This window comes from ANME-2 cluster archaeon, assembly GCA_014237145.1.
GTDB lineage: Archaea > Halobacteriota > Methanosarcinia > Methanosarcinales > Methanocomedenaceae > Methanocomedens_A.
On sequence record JAAXOC010000110.1, the window covers coordinates 23,276 to 42,445 of the forward strand.

Consider the following 19,170-nt stretch of genomic DNA (forward strand, 5'->3'; position numbering starts at 1 on the left):
TTTCCAACCAGTTTTACCTGATAAGTTCCTTGATCGCTGGAATCTCACTTTGTGTAACCAATATTATTTTCTTGCTTTTGGCATACTCTGTGGCCTGCCTGGTAAACCCGCGCCTGCTTATCAATATAAGTTTCCTGGGATGTTGTGCAAATTCTGATGCTGTGGTCTTTGCCATGAATTTTTCGATTTCCCTGTAACCTGTTTCTTTAGCGCGCCATTTGATCTCAAAGATATGCACAATATCGTCATTTACACCTACCAGGTCGAACTCAATACCATCTTTTAAATATTTGTCAAGATGAAATCCAAGGTACTTTTCAAGAGCATACTTCAATTCATATTCTTTTGCAATACCGAGTTCAGTAGATGCTTTCTCGAACTTCTCTTCAATGTCACGCACCATATCTTCAATAACCCTTTTGCCGGGCATGGTATCAAACTCAACACCTTCGTATACATTCATTATCCAGTATCGTAAGACCGGGTCCCGGAAATAATAGCGTTTATCCTCCTTCACGATCAGGTCAATATCTATCAGGCGTTCAAGCATGTTCCTTGTGACCCCGTCTTTGCGTTTGATAGACTGTGCGATATCTGTAAGCCTTACTCCATCTTCTTTTGCCAGTTGGTGAAGTATTGTCCTCATAAGCGCATCCCCGCGAACCCTGGACATGCTGTTCTCGAAAAAATACCTGCACATAAGATTTATACTGCCATTTTTAAGCAGCGCTTCAAGTGCAAAGGCTTTTCTGGCCCCGTTTACATTCATCTCACCAAGTTCATTCAGGCGCTCACAAATGGAATAAATGTAATATGGATGCCCGAATGTCAGGTCATGTATCTTCCCCAGGACCTTTGAATCGCTAATGCCTGTTATCTTTTGCGCCAGGTCAAAAGTTGCTTTTTTCTCAAAGTATGCCACCCTTTCCACCCTGAACTGGGCAAAAAATGGGGAGTCTGCTTCCCCGAACACCTTCTCAAGCATCCTTATCGCAGAACCGGCGACTACATAATGAGTTCTTGACTGGGTCTGGATTATGGAACGCAGCAGACCAATTATGTCATGTATTTGCGGAAAATTATCAATCTCATGTATTCGCTGGAACTCATCAAGCATAAGTATGATATGAATGTCCTGTTCATTCGCAAACCTTTCTGGAAAAATAAATGCAAGTTCCAGTAACAAGCGCTGATTTGGTTTCGCTTTATTGAGTTCATCGAATATCGAATGAACCGTTTCTACAGCCGTATTACTGTTAGTGTCTGCTACTTTTTTGACAAGACCATTAATATCAAGATAAGGGACTATATCTACGTCGTCCAGGAACCAACGCAAGATCTGGCCCACATACTGGACTGCAAAAAATTCAGGTGTGGTGTCCAGGCGCTCAAGGTCCATGTAAACCGGAAGGATAGGTTTATCTTTTTCCCTTGAAATGTATTCCTTAAGTATCAAACTTTTACCAATTCTGCGAAGACCTATGAAGCATATGTTTTTGCCAGAGCCGTCTAAGATCCTCTCGCTATTTCTGGCAAGCATGGCAAGTTCAGCTTCCCTGTCAGTAAAATACCTTCGCTCTTGTACGGGATAGATGCTTTTAATTATATACCGCATAGGATATGTTCTATGTGGTATAGTTTAAATAATTTGTTGCTTGAAATTCCGAGAATACCCAGGCAATGCTAAACGTCTAAATTCCCATAGATAACAGCATCAATAACGCAGATACCAGAGGTATGGTAAGGTTATCGTCCAGCACGCGCCCGCGTATCTGCCAGGGTACGCCGTCGGCCAGTGTCGCACCCAGGGCGCCCAGTGCCACTGAATAAGCTGGCAGCGGTGCCAGTCCGGGCGCATGGGCTGCAAGGTAACCGGTAAAAAAACTTACCAGCAACATTACCAGCAAAATCGGTACAGGTTTTATTGGCAGGCGCATCTGCCTCACATCGGCTTTTTTACCCCACATGGCACCAGCAATACCCGAAGAAAAATCACCCAGGACTGCCATGGTCAGCGCAGTTATGGCAATGGTCTTCGGGAACAGTGCAATAACAATACAGGCTGCAGTAATAGAATAGACATACCCTGCCACCCTATGCTCTTCGGATGGGCGCAGGAGGACTGCCGGATACCTGAAAGATCCGCTCAGTCTCATCCATTCTAACTGCAGTGTTACGAATACGAGCGGGACAAGCCAGAACAGGACAGTAAAACGGTCTGTGAAATAATAGATCACCAGGATGAGCATCCCTGCTAAATGAATGGATTTACGGAGCAGCTCTTTTGAGAGAATGACAGACATAATTATGTAATATTATCAATTATTATGCAATTGGGGTACCGGCATCCTCGAATCTGGTATAGCCTTGTATCAGGTCATGTATGGTGTCTGCGATGGTATCAGCAGGGGCGCGGACCTGCTTCATGGAATCGCGGTCACGGATGGTGATCGTACCGTCCTCCAGGGTATCGTAATCTACTGTAATGGAATACGGCGTGCCGATCTCGTCATTCCTGCGGTAACGTCTGCCGATAGTGCCCGAATCATCATAGGCCGCCATCACACCTTTGTGCTTGAGCGCGGATTCTATATTTCGTGCAGGCTCTATCAGTTCCTCACGGGTCAACAGCGGCAGCACGGCAGCCTGTACCGGCGCTACTTCGCTCTTCAGTCCAAGTACGATCCTACCTTCATCCTCGCTCTTCACCTTGTCTTTACCCTGTACTTCGTCCTCGCCCTTCACCACGTCTTCGCCATGCACTTCCTCTTCCCTGAAAGCATGTTCGAGCACCGCATAGATAATACGGTCTATACCGAATGAGGGTTCAATAACATGGGGCACGATGTTCTCACCGTGTATGGTCTCGGTCACCTGCTGTATCTCGTACATATCAGGAGGTATGTCCACCTGTTCTCCGTCAACCTGGATACTGATCATCTGATTGCTTTTTGAATCTAATTTATTTCCGGCATCCATTGACTTCAATGCATCCATTACGGCCTTTGCCTTGCCCTTGAATGCAGGTCCTATCTTACCCATATCAGGTTTGACCACCACTTTTTCCACAACCCTGGGTTCATCATATTCCACGTACACTGACAGGTCGGCCTTGCTCACCCTGCTGTGGGCTTTAAGGTCATAGTCGGTACGGTCGGCTATACCCACGATCTCCACCCAGCCGAACCTGTCCGACAGTATTTCGGCATCCCAACAGTCTATTGCATAATGGGCCATCTCATCCTTCATATGCTGCCTGAAGCGCAGCCGTTCAGGGGATACGCCCACCCGCACCAGGAACTGGTGGGTCATTGCAAGTGCATATGCCAGGAACTGGTGGGCGATTATACCCTGCTCCACTGCCTCGCCCAGGCTCATCTCGATCTGGTCCTTGCCTGATGACTGGGCCGGGTCTGAATACAGGATCAGCACATTATCCCGGATGCTGTCGAAGCCGGGATGACTCTTGTCCCTGGGGTCTACGAAGATCTCAGCCTCTGCCTGGGTGAACTCCCGCAACCTGATGACACCCTGGCGTGGTGATATCTCATTGCGGTATGCTTTTCCTATCTGGGTGACGCCAAAGGGCAGTTTTTCCCTGTAAAAGCGCAGCAGCCTGGGGAAATCCACGAACATGCCCTGTGCGGTTTCAGGACGCAGGTAACCGACACGTTTGGAGCCGGGACCGATGGATGTGCTGAACATGAGGTTGAACTCGTACACGCCGCCCAGTTCGCCACCGCAGTCAGGACATCTGATATTATTCTCCTTGATAATAACAGAAAGTTCATCCGGGGTTAGCGTGTCAGGATTGCGGGCAAAATCCTCTACGAGATGGTCTGCCCTGAAAGATTCGTGGCACTTCACACATTCGGTCAGCGGGTCTGAGAACCCACCAACGTGTCCTGAAGCTACGAACACGTCCTCTATACCGATGGTAGGCACCTCAATTTCGTAGTAACCTTCGTTAATGACATAAATATCGCGCCAGATATTTTCTATCCTGCGCTTAAGCATGGCGCCCAGAGGCCCGTAGTCATAGAACCCGGCTGTTCCGCCGTAAATTTCGAACGAGTTCCAGAGGAAGCCGCGCCTCTTGGCCAGTTCGATAACACTGTCATATATATCCATAGTTTATCACTTGCTTGCTATCAGATGTTTGTTTAAGATTTGATTTGTAATGTCGGGAGGTTAAATATTATTTACCCTGATCACTCCCAATCACCTGTCAGGAGTTCATCAATATGAATGTCCTTTCCGGTCCTGACCATATACAGCCGGGTCCACCAGATCACTATTAACGGCTGGATGGTCACCAGTATCAATACCTGGCTGCCCAGTGACCAGATCATGTTCAACCCATCACTGCCAATAAGGGCAATTACCTTACCCGCAAAAAAGAAAATAACTGTCACCACAGTGGAAAGTAGGAAGATGACCAGCCACAGGATAAATACACTAAGCTTGTTCTCCATGAAGAACTCATATCCCCTTATGATCCCATCCATGGCCCCGGTTCTTTCTATCACTATGGAATAGAGCACGATTGCAAGGACCACATTCAGGACCAGCAGGTAAATAACCCATATTACTATGCCCATGAGCAGTAGAAGTATGCCGGATGTGAACTGGGTGGATTCCACAACCTCCATGTAATTCCTGGTCAAAATGGCACCTGGCACCACGAAAATGATCCCTGCGATCATCATCAGCATTATCAGGAAATTAGCCAAAAAGATATTGATAAAATTGCTGCTGCCTGCATTGAACATATCTGTAATAGAGGTATCACCCCTTGAAGTTGCGTTCTGGCTCATACCCACCGCACCTGCAAAGAAATATGCATCGAACAGTACCAGTATAAGGAAGACCAAAAAGGCTATGATTATTACGCCTGTGAGATTCTCCATAATGGAAACCGACATCAGGTCAAATAATTCATCCTCTGTCATGGAAGCCATACCTGAGAGGTTCTGGCCGAAAAATAACAACATTGCTGCTATGGCAGCAAAGAACATGACAGTGAACTGTACCACATAGTTGATGAGCAGTGGGATACAGATGTTAAGATTATGGGTCCAGGAATGGAATCCCTTGGTTATGATATTCTCCAGGTTCTCGCTCATGCATACTAATATATGATTTCACTATAAAAAATATGCGAATTCCATGGGCCTTGGGATAAAATGTATATGAATTCTATGCCATGGGACAAAATGTATATGAATTCTATGCCATGGGATAAAATGTATATGAATTCTATGCCATGGGATAAAATGTATATGAATTCTATGCCATGGGACAAAATGTATACTAATTCAGATGTGTACCAAAGTTAATTCTCTCTTTTATCTGCTATGAAATCCTCTGTGTACTGGTATGCCACATCATCAGTATATTGTTCCGGAGGATGCTTCATGAAAAAGGATGAAGGAGATAAAAGTGCACCACCAATGCCCCTTTCGAGCGCCAGCTTGCAGCACCTGATGGCATCAATGGATACTCCTGCCGAATTAGGGGAGTCCTCAACAGACAACCGCAGTTCCAGGTCCATGGGAACATCGCCGAAAAGCCTGCCCTCCATCCTGATAAAACAAACCTTGTTATCCTTCTGCCAGGGAACATAATCACTTGGCCCGATATGGATGTTGTCAGGATCAAGTCTTTCACCAAGTACTGATTGGACTGCTTCTGTTTTTGATGTCTTCTTAGAAGCAAGCCTGTTCCTGTTGAGCATATTAAGAAAGTCAGTATTGCCGCCTGTATTCAACTGGTAGGTTCTATCCAGTTTAACTCCCCTCTTTTCGAACAGGTCCACCAGTGTCCTGTGTGTGATAGTGGCACCGATCTGGGCCTTTATGTCATCCCCGATTATTGGGATACCCTTTTCCTCAAACTTTGCCGCCCACACAGGGTCACTGGCAATAAAGACAGGAATATTATTAATAAAACCCACACCTGCTTCCAGGGCACATTCAGCATAGAATTTTGAAGCATCTTCTGAGCCAACCGGGCAGTAGTTCAGGAGCATCTCAGCACCGGATTCCTGTAATATCCTTACTACGTCTTCTTTTGATGGTTCTTTCTCATCGGACAGTATGAATGTACGATCTTCGTCATAATCCGCCATATGGGAAGAATAGCCGTCAAGTGCCTTTCCCATACTTACCCTGATACCTGTTTTTGGGATTTCACTGCAAAATGTTGTTGTACAGTTCGGCAATGTAAAAATGGCTTTGGAAACATCCACACCCACTTTACGCTTGTCAATATCAAAAGCAGCAACTACTTCGATATTATAAGGCTTATAACCGCTGATATCCCAGTGCATCAATCCATTTGAATCATTGCTGTCCCTGTTTTTATAGTACTCAAGGCCCTGGATCAATGAACTTGCACAATTACCGATCCCTACAATCCCGATTTTAATATTTCCCATCCGTAGTTTCCACCATTTTTTACTTTGTTCAAAGGGGAGATACATCCAGCCCAATAGAATTTCAAACTTTTATTAATAATTCATATGTACATAAAGTTTACCTGATATGGTTATTTAAGCACAAAGAGATAAAACAATTGCCCCTGTATTATATTAATTGATTGTATGCCATTATCTGCCCTTAAGATTAAATTTGCGGTTTTCTGCTGTATCTAATCTATAAGATTATGACTCCAAGCAAATGTGACCGAAGGGAGCATTTTCTTGCTGTAATCGTGTAGTTCAGAATGTTTTCGACTGTAATAATGTATGATTTACATATCATTATCCATGACCTTACCGCTCATGTTATATGTCCTCATACCTGCAGGCAAACTGTCACAAAATTCGTCACTTTGCAGTACTTCAAGGAATATCTTGCCCATCTCACTTTCAATGAACTTTTCCTGTACGACAAAATCATATTCCTCATCAGCAATATAGATGAATTTCAACCCGTTCAATTCAGCCGCCGACCTGATCCCTACACCCACATCAGCTCTTCCCAAACGAACGGACGCCGCAACTGCACTGTGTGTTCTGGCCTCTGTATCATATCCTTCGATTGCAGCACACAGTTCATCAAATCCTGTTTTTCTCTTTTTGGCCACTTCCTTTAGTTTCATATCCGTAAACACCCTTGTGCCCGAACCCCGCGTACGGTTTATCATCCTTCTGCCCACAATGTCTTCAAATCCCACAATGTCACTGCCAGGTTCTACAATAAGTCCCTGGTCCCGCAGGTAACCTTTGACAAGCACGGCATTATCCAGTCCAAAGGTCTTGAAGAACGAGAGGTTGTACTTCCCTGTTTCGTCCATCAGATGCACTCCGCCCATGTCAGCGATCCCATCCCTTACCGCTATCATTCCTCCTGTACTGCCGGTATTTATCATTCTCACACTAAAGGGCAAAAGGCGCATCAGTGCCTCAAAACCCAGGCAATGGCTGCCTATGAAAAGCACGTCAGGGGATTTTACATCCCCCATCAGGGTAACTACCACTTCATCACCTGCATCAAGCATCTCTACCCTGGGGTCTATCTCAATGAAACCATCTGCATCTGCCAGTGTTGTTATGGCACCGGACCCCTTATCTACCGGATATGCCTGGCCTCTTACAAGACCCACTGTTAGTAACTGCCGCCGCCCTGGTGAATGATAATCCACTGCCATTTGTGCCCTTACCGTGGACCTTGAGCTGGATAATCCCAGGGTATGCCTGATAAGAGGTGCAGTGAATTCATTGAAAATTGTGAGTGCGGATGTTGGATAACCTGGCAGCCCGAAGACTGGTGTGTCATCCACTATGCCAACTATTACTGGTTTTCCTGGCTTGATATCGATACCATGGATAAGTTCCTTGCCACGCTCACCTATGATACGGTACATCATATCACCTGCACCAGCCGAAGTGCTGCCCGATGTTATTACGAGCTGGCATTCATCCACGGCACGGCCCAGTATCTCTTCCATATAGGGACGGTTGTCCCTGACAATACCATAGTACTTGACCTCTGCACCACATTCCCTGGCTGCTGCACCAATAGAATATGAATTGATATCATAGACCATACCCGACCCCAGTTTGCTGCCTGGCGGGACAAGTTCCGACCCTGTTGATATTATTCCTACGACCAGATTCCTGGCCTTAATGTGCTGCACTCCTACTGCAGACAGCACACCGATCTCCCTTGGTGTCAACCTGGTACCTGCCTGCAGCACTCTTTCTCCCACCATGATATCCGAGCCCGCATGGATAACATTCTCATTAACAGAGACCGGACGCATAATATGGACGCTGCTGCCTTCAGTCCTGGTGTATTCTACCATCACTACCGCATCGGCACCGACAGGCATCATGGCACCGGTTGATATCTCCACTGCCGTACCTTTGCTTACCTTAACATCAGGAACAGAGCCTGTATCAACACTGCCTGCAAGTTTTAGTGTTACCGGCTTGTCCTCTCTTGCCAGATATGTATCTTTTGCACGTACGGCATATCCATCCATAGAGGCACGGTCAAAACCCGGGACATCCACCTCTGCAGTAATATCCTCAGCCAGCACTCTACCCAGGGCTTCTTTCAATCCCAGTTCCAATATCCCGGGCTCAAGGTGTATCTGGCTGATAACCTGCCTGGCATGCTGTGATGATATCAGTTCCCTGAACTCTTTTCTTTCCATCTTAAAACCTGAAGTAGTTACAGCATTAGAAAAGATAAGTTTGGTGATTTGATCGGATGATGATTTATTCCCACAAAATAACTAACGGTTACGTTTAGATCCGGCAATACCCTTGAATACCCGTAAAACTCAAAGCTATCCGGAAATACAGGAAATTGTCCGGAATGAACATGTTCCGGTAAAGTTACAGCAGATCAACAAGAATTATGACTAATGGCGCTTGCCGGACATGAGTCCACGCACAGGCAGCATTCAGTGCATTCTTCGATATTGGGCGCTGTGGCTTTGTCGTCAACCAGTTCAAATACTTCTACCGGACATACGTCCACACATTCGCCAGCACCTACACATTTGTCATTATCTATCTCGAGCGTAATACCATTAGCTTCATACTTTTTTACTACCATTCTTAACCTCCTGTTAATGTACTGATAAATCCCATCTGAGGGATCTTATCCTATTAAAACAATATTCAACTACTTCTTAATATGTTTTTCTTGCTGATGAATTTGTGGATGCAATGATAGTGTTTTGATGCAACTTGCCAGATATAGTGATGGTGTCCCCACAACTCCTATTGTTACTTCTGTTTTCTAAGAGCCCTCATTGTTTCCTTGTGAAGAGAAGCGATAAGATCACCCATCATAGCAAAGATGAACATCTGTATCCCGCCTATTATGATAAGTGTGGTCAACATCGCCAGCAAAACATGTGTGACCCCGGCCATCCACTCGTTCACAACGTATATACCGATGACCAATCCGATAAGAATGGTCACTCCTCCCATCACACTGAAATAAAATAAAGGATTATTCATTTTTGCCATTTTGAATATCGTCCTCCCTATCCTGAACCCGTCGGTTATAGGATTTAACTTAGTGGCTGCCCCTCCGGGCCTGGCAAGGTAAGTAATGGGTACCACTTTGATATCAACCTCTTGCCTGACACATTCAACAGTGATCTCGGTCTCTATCTCAAACCCGGTCTGGTTCAGTACCATATTTGAGATTGTCTCCCTTGTGAAACCCCTGTATCCGGATAATATATCACTGAGCCATTCCCCATAAGCGAATCCAAAGAGCTTGTTAAGGATCCTGTTCCCTATCTTGTTCAATCTGGTGAAGGCATCTTTACCCGGGTTTGCAAACCTGTTACCTATAACATGTCCGGCCCCTTCTGCAAGTGCATCCATGATGAGGTTAACTTCACCAGGCAGGTATGTACCATCACCGTCTATCATGATCAGATACGGGCTGTCGATAATGTCAAAGGCCTGCATAACAGCCTGTCCTTTTCCCTTACCGGTCTGCATTACGACATTGGCACCCTTCTCCCTGGCAATATCTGCCGTACCATCCTTGCTGTGGCCGTCCAGTACCAGGATATTGGAAAATCCCATTGACATGAATTCGTCGACCAGATCACCTATGGTATGGGATTCATTCATTGTGGGGATGAAGATGCAAACCTCATCTGGTTGGATGCTCTGTACCTCATCCGGCTGAATACTCTTCATATCTGTCGTTCGCTTCATTATATTCCAACTACCCGCCACTACATCAATATTCATCAATATTAAATGTATTCAATCTTTTAATAATAATACCGCGGCTGCTATCACCAATAGCACGTAAACGGCCCCCATGAATGGCATTTCAGTGGGAACAGGGATTGTGGACTCGTTCTCTCCCGGCTCTTCTGACAGGTTGTTTTGCGGTGGCGGAACTATATCTATAATGTAAGTTATTTCTGCTCCCTCTGCATCGGCACCTTCATTGTCAGTTGCACTTACATTGTCAGTCATACCCTCATCAGTTGCACTTACATTGTCAGTCGCACCTTCAACAGTTGCACTTACATTGTCAGTCGCACCTTCAACAGTTGCACTTACATTGTTAGTCGCATCAATACTCTCATTTATTGCACCGAACCTACCAGAAAGATCAGATGTCCTGATGCTCACATTATCAATACCCTTGGTCGATATGATCTGCATACCTTCAGGGAAACTAACTGACAGCAGCGACCCGGGTTCTCCAAGGAACCATATGGTACTGCCATTTTCCAGCAGTCCTCCCGAAAATGAGTATGTTACCCTGTAGGTGTTTGTCAATTCTGTCATGCTCTTGACGGGGCCCAGTGCATTTTTAGAAAGTGAAGCATCGATATCCAGTACCTCAATACCAAGTGAAGAATTGTCTATCCTGACATCCGTTTCACGTTCAATAGCATCCCTGAAACGTTCCCTCATCCGCTTGTCTGCCTTCATCAGTTCCGATGTACTGACAAAATCGTCCTTGTTCCCCTGCTTGTTATCGATATCGTATTTGAATACAAAGGAATCCATATCAGACAGCTCTTCTGTGTACTGCCATTCCATGCCGTCCAAATGAATAATGACCTGGTTGCTCCAGTTATATTCGGCGCTGGCACTTCCGGTAACCAGGGCTGCAAATATTGTTATTCCAAATAGTCCTGCAATTATTCTAAGACGTACCATGATCACCTGGTTATTACCGTACAGCCGTCCTCTTCGACCATTAAGGTATGTTCTGCCTGGGAGACCAGTTTCCCAGTTTCCTCTTTCAGTACCGGATAAGAGGAAATGTTCCCGTTCTTTTCAAGCTGCAGCATTGCAAAGTCCAGGTGCTTTGAATTGAGCCACCGCTTTGCAAAGGGCAGTGTCCTGAATGGTTCGATCTCTTTTAAGATGGCCCTGGCAGCGGGAGCCCGGATGGGCTTGTTGCCAACCTTATTATATATCTCAGTACCTGCCCCCTCACTCACATATCCCCTGCCGTCGGTGGCAAAAGGTTCTATGGCCACCACCTGCCCCACTTCAAGGATAACACCGGAATCAACAGGGATATTGGGTATAGTAGGCGGCACATGCTGCATATACTGGGCCAGACCGTGCCCTGTCAGGTTAGCCACGGGTTTATACCCAAAACCTGTAATGGTATCATTGATGATCACTCCCAGTTCTGCTGTGTTAATTCCTGCATGTACGGCCTGGATGGCAGCTTCAAGGGCTGCTTCGGCTGCATCAACCAGTTCAGGGTGCCCTGATAAGTCCACAGTGATGGCTGTATCGGCAATGTATCCATCGATATGCACACCGATATCCAGTTTGACCATATCCTCGCCGAACACATCAGTATCTTCCTTTGTGGGTGTGGCATGGGCAGCCTCCTCGTTGCAGGATATGTTTATTGGAAATGCCGGCTCACCCCCTTCTTTACGGATCATGTTCTCGCCGAAGTTTGCCACATCAAGCAGGGACGCACCCACCTGAACCTGTTTTGCGGTCTCTTTCCTGACACGGGCAAGTATCTTACCGGCAGTTGTGTATTTCGTGACTATTTCATTGATTTCCTTGACCAACTCGTTTTCGTCCATTACTAACATCACCTGTGATTATTCATAACTGTAGATTCTTATCAAATATAGTTAAATTCTTGCATCCGACATCAGTGACCACTACCATATCCTCCACACGTACGCCACCCACGTCCTTATAATACAGTCCGGGTTCCACTGTCACCACATTCCCCACCTCCAGTTCAACATCCTGCAAACCCAGGCCCGGTTTTTCATGTACTTCAAGCCCCACGCCGTGACCCGTAGAATGGATAAAACCTTCATCATCCCCAACCTTAAAACCGGCATCGTCCAGTGTATCGCATACCGCCTGGTGCACATCACTGCCATTTACCCCGGGTCTGATAAGCCCAAATGCGGTCTCCTGTGCTTCCACTACTGCGCTATGCATTTCTACGATCCTGGGATCCGGCTCACCAATGACAACGGTCCTGCTCATGTCGCAGTAATACCGGCTCACCATATGACGGGGGAACACGTCCAGTACGATAGGCTGGTGGGCCTTCAGTACTCCGCTTCCCTGCCAGTGGGGGTCAGCAGAACCGGGTCCGCAGGCCACAATAGTGTCATCAGCCTCGCAGCTGTGATCCAGCAAAGAGTGGTGTATGACTGCCCTGACTGCTTCGGCAGTGAGGGGGGTGCCATTATGGATCAATTCATCATCACTGACCTGTGCCCTGCTAATAAATTCAATGGCCAGTGCCACAGCTTGTTCGCATATGCGCTGGACCGCCGTGATGGCCCGGATCTCTGATCCGGTCTTATTTTCCCTCAACCTTGCAATAGGGCTCTTGACACTTGTGATCTTGAAACCCTCAGCCTTCAGGCATTCACCAAAGAACAGTGGAAAGTCCCTGGGCACTGCAATGGTGCTGCACCCTTCTTTTTCCAGCAGCCTGGCCAGCACTTTGCAGTATACTACGCCGCTGTCATTGTGCCACTTCAATTCATCCATGAGTCCGTAATCGGACGAAGACCTGACATCGTTTATCCCGGATTCCTTCTCAGCCCGGCCTTTTTCCATACTTGATACCAGCAGGATATCCCCTCCGGCATGCAGGTATGTGAAAGCGTCAGGTGCCAGGAACCTGGTGGCATAGTATATATCCGGGCTGCGGTGGCTGTCGGCATGCAGCAGGTAGGCATCAAAACCGTTCTGCTGTAAAAAATTTTTAAGTTCCATAATATCCCTGCATATTGTTCTTTAACCCCCTGGCAGCCAGTACGCCAGTGACTGCTGCATTGATAATATCATGGATTGTATCATGCGTCTTATTCAAGACAGTACCTCTTCAAGTTTATCGTGCTTCACTGCCTTTTTGATCTCCCTGGCTATCCTGCGTCCTGTGGAAAAGTTGGGACCTATCAGGTCTGAGTAGGGTGAACCTGACATATACAGGTTGGTGCCTGCAACGATGCGTGCCGATATTTCGAAGATGCGGAATTCCAGTTCATCTGTGCACACGGTCTCAAGGCAGAACGGTCCTATCATGCCTCCGAACAGGTCAAGGGAACTTTCCACTACCTGTTCGCCCAGTTCAAATATCTTGGGCAGCAGGGACTCGCGGGCGACCAGTGGTATGTTGCCTGTTACCACGAAGGTGGGATACACACCCGCATCCTCCAGTTCACGGGGCGAGCCCAGCCTGAATATCTCATCGGCATTGGATTCCACACGCCGGTCCATGCTCATTAGCTCAAGGGTGCCTTTGCTCAGTGTATATCCTTCGGTCGGTAAGGGGGAGTAGAAGTAATGCAGGTAGTAGCGGGTGCCCACAATGAATTCCTGGATGGTGTAGGGCTGGGATTCGTCAAGACGCTGGTAGAACTCTGATTTGTTCTTGGCTACAAAGAAGCCACGCCCGCCTTTGGCACCGTGGTACTTGACCATGACAGGGGATTTGATATCCTTTGGGTCATCGATCTTTTTTGGCATTGATATGCCTGCGCCTTCCAGCCAGTGGCGTTCTTTGTCTCGGTCCGATTCCCATTCAAGTACGTGCCGGTTGCCGAAGGTGGGCAGTTCCAGGTCCATGAATTTCTCGTGCCCCAGGTATTCCACAAATGAGCCGGTAGGGATGACTATAGCGTTTTTCTCTGCCAGTTCCGGGGCTTTATCCAGGATTTCGGCATAGCTGTCCACGATTATGAATTCATCGGGTTTTGCAAGGGGAAAAGCGTCATAGAATTTAGGGGGTTTACCGATGGAGATGCCGATGGTCTTTAAGCCTTCCTTGCGTGCGCCGTCGAATAATTGAAGGCTGGTGTGACTTGTTACTGTAGCAATGGTGAGGTTGTCCCGGTCGTATCCTGAGAGGATCTTTGCGATGGTGGGACTCATGATCGGGTTGTTAGTTTGTGCCATTAAACATAATTGTTTAAGGAAGTATTTAAGGATGGGGGATATGGATTTGGAGATTCAGCCAGGTTCACTCTATAACCTCCCTCCTGAGCAGCATATATACCAGCCTCAGCTTATTTTATACAAAAAGAAATTCAAATATTTCACGGTTAGTTTCACATAAGATTAAAAAAGTATATATTGTATGATTGTAATTTACCTTTTAGGTGTCTACTATGAATCGAATTTATATCGGTCTTATGATCTTATCAGTAATTTTAATCTCAGGTTGCACATCAGGTACACAACCTGTTGATCCTGTTAATCCGGATAACATTACAGTAAACAGCATTTATATATCTATGGCAGAATACCAGGAACAGTATGTTAGTGTGACTATTGTTAATACCGCCAATGAACCCATTGATTCTGTTACAGTAACCTCGTTTGGAAATTTTAAGGTCCTTGATAGCGGGATGTTAAATATTCCTGGAAAAACAGATGATGTTACAGTTGCATTACCGTTAGGTTTTAATATCGAGTCACCTGGTTATCAAATAGCCTCAGATACCAATGACCTTACCATATCCTATGCTTCCGGGAGGGATGGGAAAGGAAAGCCTATAGTTCAAACAAAAACCGTTCCTGTTGAAACCATTGTGTTTCCAGATGCTGAACTCCAGTCCGTTGGTTTTGTAAAGGATATGCAAAACCTGCTTGATTCCCCTGTGGAAAAATGGGAACTTAAAAAAGGTGAAAATGCCACAATATCCTTTTTTGTGAAGAACAATGGACAGACCACGATAGACGAAAATACCCTGGTCGTACATTACAATGTGGAAAATGAAAGAATCGGCGGCAATGACAGCTTTACTATTCAACAGGCGATGGCAAAGGGCGGGACATCCTATACACGTGGATTATTAGTTCCTGTGATGAAGGATGCACCCAATGGCGAAACAGATGTTATTGTATCACTTCTGTATGGAGATATTTTGATAGATACTGAAGTGCTGCTACTTAAGGTAAAACTGTGAAGTAGATATTATGAGACATATGAAATTTTCAATTTTAATTTTAATATTTATCTTTATATGTCTCATTTTTAGCGGATGTCTTAGGGAATATGATGAAATCCACATAACAGATATGGATATAATGTCTGTTCCAAAAGACATAGGGGCCGAACTGACAATTACCTCTTACATACAGAATAACCAGAACACTGATAGCGGTTCTCTTTTTTTGAAGGTCACGGTAGAAGATCCTTCCACTAATCTCAATGTGGCTGAAAAGGAAACAGGTATCGGGTACATTAAAAGCAAATCGCAAACACACTACAGTGTATCCCTGAGTGTTCCGGAACCTGGTGAATACTTAATAGAAGTTGAACTGCTTGAAAACGGGAATGTCCTTAGCAGTAACGGAGAATTTATAACCGTCAAAGCCGGGAAAGATGCGAAAGAACCTGCAGATATTCTGCTTACTGATATGAACCTGGTGATCAAACAATATGTGGACGGTGTATCGAAAGTTGTAGTGGATGTTTCCCCTGGCATATATAACCAGGGAGGGGATTCCGGACCTCTCACTATGGAGGTCAGGGCAATGGTCGATCCTTATTCTGTTTATACAAAGAGCGATGAAATGGGTATGATCCAGGGTTCCGGCCGGGTCAGAGGCAATGTCCAATTTATCCTTCCGAAAAATAGTGAGTATTCATTTTCCATAAATATAGAAGAAAATGGAAAAACAGTTGTCAGTGGGAACGTTGATGAGAAAATAAGACTTAATGAAATAATGTTCAATACTCCCATGACCTACAGAATCGTCGAGGAAGGCAAAGCACCTGTGCCCACTCCGGCAGATGCAGAAACTCCGGGATTCCATGGATCAACTGCAATTTTGTGTCTTTTACTGGTATTCAGCACAATAGTCATGAGTCGAAATAAAAATTAAAATCTTCATAAACAAATTTCTGAGATACTTTTTACTTCCTTAATTTGAAAGGCTCAATACATCGTTTACACTTTTTCAAGTGCTTAATAATTATACGAATCCATAAATGTTCTGAATATTAGAACATCTCGATTCCTCTCAGGTCTATTTCAATTCCAAGCGACTCAGAAGCTTTTTTCAATCCAGCATAGCATGCTTTTATGTCCAGTGTTTCGGGAAAAGCAGTCTCGCCTAATAGAACTATTCCTTTTATTCCCATATGCTGTGCATATTCGATAACCAGACCATTAACTCCGCCTATTTGCATACTGGTGTCTGCTATTTTGAGAGCGTGGCCATAACTGCAAAACAGCTTCTACTGCACTGACCTGATATATTCCACAATTGCTTTTGCTATATCATTTGTGGATGCCGAACCGCCCAGGTCAGCAGTTCTTAAACCTTTATGAAGTACATCATCAACTGCTGACTGCACAAGTCCAGCTTTTTCAAATTCCCCTGCCCATTCCAGCATCATTTTTACACTCAGGATGGCTGCCAGTGGATTGGCTATACCCTTGCCTGCAATGTCGGGTGCCGAGCCATGTACAGGCTCAAACAGGGCATACTTATCACCAATATTTGCACTGGGGCACAGGCCGAGACTGCCCACCAGTGCAGCGCAAAGATCACTGAGTATATCCCCGAACAGGTTGGTGGTTACTACCACGTCATATCTTTCAGGGTTAAGGACCAGGCTGTAAGCCATGGCATCCACCAGCATCTCATTATAGCATACACTGTTCTCATTGGCCACTTCAATACAAAGCTCCCTGAAAAAGCCGCATGATTTCAGTATATTTGCCTTGTGGACGATGGTTATACTATTCCCTCTCCCCTTTGCCAGCTTGCATGCAGTCTTTGCAATACGAAGGCATCCCTTCCTGGTTACCACACGGGTACTGCAGGCCCTGTTCTGGGTCACATCTTCTATGCCTGCGTAAAGTCCTTCGGTATTCTCCCTGACAATAATGATATCAAATGGTTCCAGGGGGTGGTAGGGAATGTCCATGGTAATACCCAACGGCCTGAAAGGCCTGATATTGGCATACAGGTCAAGTTCCTGCCTGATACGCAGCAGGACACTCTGGTAATTTGGGTCATTTGGTGTGGTAATTGCACCGAACAAGATGCAGTCGCAGCTGCGCATTAATTCCAGGTCAGCATCATCCATTGCCAGGCCGGTGCGCTCCCATTTACCAGATCCAACTTCTACAGGTACCGATTCAAAATCCAGGTTCACAGCGTTCAATACATCGACAGCAGCAGGAATTACTTCCTTTCCTATACCGTCGCCCTCAATCACTGCTATTTTCATAGGTCCTCGTCCAGTCTACTTACCAGCAGTCGTATGGCATCCACAATATCATATTCTGATGCCCCCCAGTGGACTACCACACCATCATGGCCGTTGATATTGATAAGTCCGGTCTTTTTTGTCTGGCAGCATCTTGTAATAAAAGGTTTTGAAGGTTTGACAAATTCAGTCCTAAGTGGACACATGTTGATCTGTTTGTATGTATAATCAGGGAACCGCAGTTCAAATAGCTCCCTGGATATATCGCAGCCCACCAATAACGAACCGTCTTCAATATCATCGTCGGAGTCAAGGTACTTGCCGTTTAATTCAGATGCATTACAGGGGTACACTATTTTATCCCCTTCGAACTGCCGTATATCAATGAATGTTCTTTCAAAGACAATATTCAATTCACCCAGGATGCCACTATCTACAAGACGCTGGATGGCAAATGACAACCATGGGGGTTCGGGCGGGATGAGATCGATGATCTCGATCTTTATGACATCCAGCATCGTGGGTTTGTGTACAAAAGTTATGTGTTTGTCCCTGCCTGTGAAGATCACTGTGTTCACCGGACCTTTACAATCCTCAATTGCAAGTAGTATCAATTTGGTCCTGTTATGGGCATCATGCTCGGCCTTGTGTAGTATTACCTCTTTACCTTCTGCAATAATCTCCAGCTTTATGGGTTTTGTGAGCAGGGTTTCTGTCGGTTCGGTTTCTACCTTTATTATCTTGATATTCCCGTCAGGTAGATAAGCGACCATGTATTTTGTTGCAAAATAGATTGGAGCCTTTTTTTTCAATTTCTCGATGGGGTCCTCATATGAGATGCCTACCACCTTGTAATCTTCCGGAAATACCATCATTGTACTTTTCCGCCCTCAATTCTTTGCATGTTTTTTCCTGTGTGCGACAAGGCCGCCGTCAGATAGTATCTCTTGCAGGAAATCAGGAAGTTTTGTGCCTCTATAATCCTTCCCATTGCACTGAACCCTGCCCTGCCCCAGATCGACGGTGCATATATCACCCTGCTCGCACCTGACATCTGCCTCGATAATTGGGAGGCCTACATTTATGGCATTCCTGAAAAATATCCTGGCAAACGACCTGGCCACTACACATGATATGCCGGCATATTTCAAAGCTAGGGGAGCCTGTTCCCGCGAAGAACCACACCCGAAATTCTCACCCGCAACTATGATGTCACCGGGACTTACTTTTTTTGAAAAATCAGGGTCAATGCCTTCCATGGCATGTTCTGCAAATACCTTCATATCTGTGGTGCGCAGGTATTTCCCTGGGATTATCACATCAGTATCGATGTGGTCGGCAAATTTCCATACTTTGCCGGAAATATTAGGGTTCATTGAATCACTGATGCCGATATTATACATACAGTATATATATTTTTGTACTTATGTGCCAGAGGTAATTATAGTCAAGATCATAATATTTAATACTAATGTCTTGACATTTTGAT

Annotated in this window: 18 protein-coding genes; 2 read left to right on the top strand and 16 right to left on the bottom strand. The window is 45.5% G+C overall.

What is annotated here, in order from left to right; all coding sequences use genetic code 11:
- Positions 1–13: 13 nt before the first annotated feature.
- From HF974_14925 to HF974_14980, 12 genes are all read right to left on the bottom strand, one after another.
- A complete protein-coding gene (locus HF974_14925; protein ID MBC2699590.1) occupies positions 14–1,615 on the bottom strand; it encodes an ATP-binding protein in 1,602 nt (533 codons plus the stop codon).
- A gap of 76 nt (positions 1,616–1,691) precedes the next feature.
- Positions 1,692–2,303 (bottom strand): hypothetical protein, encoded by a 612-nt coding sequence (locus HF974_14930; GenBank protein MBC2699591.1) that lies wholly within the window; start codon positions 2,301–2,303, stop codon positions 1,692–1,694.
- A 22-nt stretch (positions 2,304–2,325) separates the two neighbouring features.
- Positions 2,326–4,131: a glycine--tRNA ligase gene (gene glyS, locus HF974_14935; GenBank protein ID MBC2699592.1), complete on the bottom strand. Its 1,806-nt coding sequence runs from the start codon at positions 4,129–4,131 to the stop codon at positions 2,326–2,328.
- 80 nt (positions 4,132–4,211) lie between these two features.
- Complete coding sequence (locus HF974_14940; protein ID MBC2699593.1) at positions 4,212–5,126, bottom strand: hypothetical protein; 915 nt, start codon at positions 5,124–5,126, stop codon at positions 4,212–4,214.
- 209 nt (positions 5,127–5,335) lie between these two features.
- Positions 5,336–6,439, bottom strand: a complete 1,104-nt coding sequence (locus tag HF974_14945; protein MBC2699594.1) for an inositol-3-phosphate synthase — start codon at positions 6,437–6,439, stop codon at positions 5,336–5,338.
- Positions 6,440–6,753: 314 nt separating this feature from the next.
- A complete protein-coding gene (locus HF974_14950) occupies positions 6,754–8,664 on the bottom strand; it encodes a molybdopterin biosynthesis protein (GenBank protein ID MBC2699595.1) in 1,911 nt (636 codons plus the stop codon).
- 194 nt (positions 8,665–8,858) lie between these two features.
- Entirely contained in the window at positions 8,859–9,071 is a 213-nt protein-coding gene (locus tag HF974_14955) for a 4Fe-4S binding protein (GenBank protein MBC2699596.1), read from the bottom strand.
- A gap of 173 nt (positions 9,072–9,244) precedes the next feature.
- Entirely contained in the window at positions 9,245–10,147 is a 903-nt protein-coding gene (gene aglJ / locus HF974_14960; protein MBC2699597.1) for an S-layer glycoprotein N-glycosyltransferase AglJ, read from the bottom strand.
- A 102-nt stretch (positions 10,148–10,249) separates the two neighbouring features.
- On the bottom strand, positions 10,250–11,164 hold the full coding sequence (locus tag HF974_14965; GenBank protein MBC2699598.1) for a hypothetical protein: 915 nt from the start codon (positions 11,162–11,164) through the stop codon (positions 10,250–10,252).
- Positions 11,165–11,166: 2 nt separating this feature from the next.
- Positions 11,167–12,063 carry a type II methionyl aminopeptidase gene (locus tag HF974_14970; GenBank protein MBC2699599.1) on the bottom strand — a complete coding sequence of 299 codons (897 nt, stop codon included), beginning with the start codon at positions 12,061–12,063 and terminating at the stop codon, positions 11,167–11,169.
- Between the two features lie 22 nt (positions 12,064–12,085).
- Positions 12,086–13,228, bottom strand: coding sequence for an aminopeptidase P family protein (locus HF974_14975; protein ID MBC2699600.1), 1,143 nt, complete (start codon positions 13,226–13,228; stop codon positions 12,086–12,088).
- 93 nt (positions 13,229–13,321) lie between these two features.
- Entirely contained in the window at positions 13,322–14,386 is a 1,065-nt protein-coding gene (locus HF974_14980) for a formate--phosphoribosylaminoimidazolecarboxamide ligase (GenBank protein ID MBC2699601.1), read from the bottom strand.
- 236 nt (positions 14,387–14,622) lie between these two features.
- On the opposite strand from HF974_14980, the gene HF974_14985 reads away from it, so the two are divergent.
- Together HF974_14985 and HF974_14990 are read left to right on the top strand one after the other, a co-directional pair.
- Complete coding sequence (locus tag HF974_14985; GenBank protein MBC2699602.1) at positions 14,623–15,423, top strand: hypothetical protein; 801 nt, start codon at positions 14,623–14,625, stop codon at positions 15,421–15,423.
- Between the two features lie 112 nt (positions 15,424–15,535).
- Positions 15,536–16,345, top strand: coding sequence for a hypothetical protein (locus HF974_14990; GenBank protein MBC2699603.1), 810 nt, complete (start codon positions 15,536–15,538; stop codon positions 16,343–16,345).
- A 118-nt stretch (positions 16,346–16,463) separates the two neighbouring features.
- Here HF974_14990 and HF974_14995 read toward each other — a convergent pair whose 3' ends face one another.
- The 4 genes from HF974_14995 to HF974_15010 are packed head-to-tail and all read right to left on the bottom strand — an operon-like array spanning position 16,464 to position 19,057.
- The gene (locus HF974_14995; protein ID MBC2699604.1) at positions 16,464–16,652 is read right to left on the bottom strand and encodes a hypothetical protein; all 189 of its coding nucleotides are present in this window, start codon (positions 16,650–16,652) and stop codon (positions 16,464–16,466) included.
- Between the two features lie 48 nt (positions 16,653–16,700).
- Positions 16,701–17,702, bottom strand: coding sequence for an NAD-dependent isocitrate dehydrogenase (locus HF974_15000; protein MBC2699605.1), 1,002 nt, complete (start codon positions 17,700–17,702; stop codon positions 16,701–16,703).
- Positions 17,699–18,553 (bottom strand): hypothetical protein, encoded by an 855-nt coding sequence (locus HF974_15005; protein MBC2699606.1) that lies wholly within the window; start codon positions 18,551–18,553, stop codon positions 17,699–17,701. The genes HF974_15000 and HF974_15005 overlap by 4 nt, the downstream gene beginning before the upstream one ends.
- A gap of 18 nt (positions 18,554–18,571) precedes the next feature.
- Positions 18,572–19,057 (bottom strand): 3-isopropylmalate dehydratase small subunit, encoded by a 486-nt coding sequence (locus HF974_15010; GenBank protein MBC2699607.1) that lies wholly within the window; start codon positions 19,055–19,057, stop codon positions 18,572–18,574.
- Between the last annotated feature and the right edge of the window lie 113 nt (positions 19,058–19,170).

What these genes read in the sequence shown, in the direction of transcription:
- HF974_14925 (MBC2699590.1), bottom strand. Translation starts at nt 1,615, where the DNA reads ATGCGGTATATAATTAAAAGCATCTATCCCGTACAAGAGCGAAGGTAT.
- HF974_14930 (MBC2699591.1), bottom strand. Translation starts at nt 2,303, where the DNA reads ATGTCTGTCATTCTCTCAAAAGAGCTGCTCCGTAAATCCATTCATTTA.
- glyS (MBC2699592.1), bottom strand. Translation starts at nt 4,131, where the DNA reads ATGGATATATATGACAGTGTTATCGAACTGGCCAAGAGGCGCGGCTTC.
- HF974_14940 (MBC2699593.1), bottom strand. Translation starts at nt 5,126, where the DNA reads ATGAGCGAGAACCTGGAGAATATCATAACCAAGGGATTCCATTCCTGG.
- HF974_14945 (MBC2699594.1), bottom strand. Translation starts at nt 6,439, where the DNA reads ATGGGAAATATTAAAATCGGGATTGTAGGGATCGGTAATTGTGCAAGT.
- HF974_14950 (MBC2699595.1), bottom strand. Translation starts at nt 8,664, where the DNA reads ATGGAAAGAAAAGAGTTCAGGGAACTGATATCATCACAGCATGCCAGG.
- HF974_14955 (MBC2699596.1), bottom strand. Translation starts at nt 9,071, where the DNA reads ATGGTAGTAAAAAAGTATGAAGCTAATGGTATTACGCTCGAGATAGAT.
- HF974_14965 (MBC2699598.1), bottom strand. Translation starts at nt 11,164, where the DNA reads ATGGTACGTCTTAGAATAATTGCAGGACTATTTGGAATAACAATATTT.
- HF974_14970 (MBC2699599.1), bottom strand. Translation starts at nt 12,063, where the DNA reads ATGGACGAAAACGAGTTGGTCAAGGAAATCAATGAAATAGTCACGAAA.
- HF974_14975 (MBC2699600.1), bottom strand. Translation starts at nt 13,228, where the DNA reads ATGGAACTTAAAAATTTTTTACAGCAGAACGGTTTTGATGCCTACCTG.
- HF974_14980 (MBC2699601.1), bottom strand. Translation starts at nt 14,386, where the DNA reads ATGAGTCCCACCATCGCAAAGATCCTCTCAGGATACGACCGGGACAAC.
- HF974_14985 (MBC2699602.1), top strand. Translation starts at nt 14,623, where the DNA reads ATGAATCGAATTTATATCGGTCTTATGATCTTATCAGTAATTTTAATC.
- HF974_14990 (MBC2699603.1), top strand. Translation starts at nt 15,536, where the DNA reads ATGGATATAATGTCTGTTCCAAAAGACATAGGGGCCGAACTGACAATT.
- HF974_14995 (MBC2699604.1), bottom strand. Translation starts at nt 16,652, where the DNA reads ATGCAAATAGGCGGAGTTAATGGTCTGGTTATCGAATATGCACAGCAT.
- HF974_15000 (MBC2699605.1), bottom strand. Translation starts at nt 17,702, where the DNA reads ATGAAAATAGCAGTGATTGAGGGCGACGGTATAGGAAAGGAAGTAATT.
- HF974_15005 (MBC2699606.1), bottom strand. Translation starts at nt 18,553, where the DNA reads ATGGTATTTCCGGAAGATTACAAGGTGGTAGGCATCTCATATGAGGAC.
- HF974_15010 (MBC2699607.1), bottom strand. Translation starts at nt 19,057, where the DNA reads ATGAACCCTAATATTTCCGGCAAAGTATGGAAATTTGCCGACCACATC.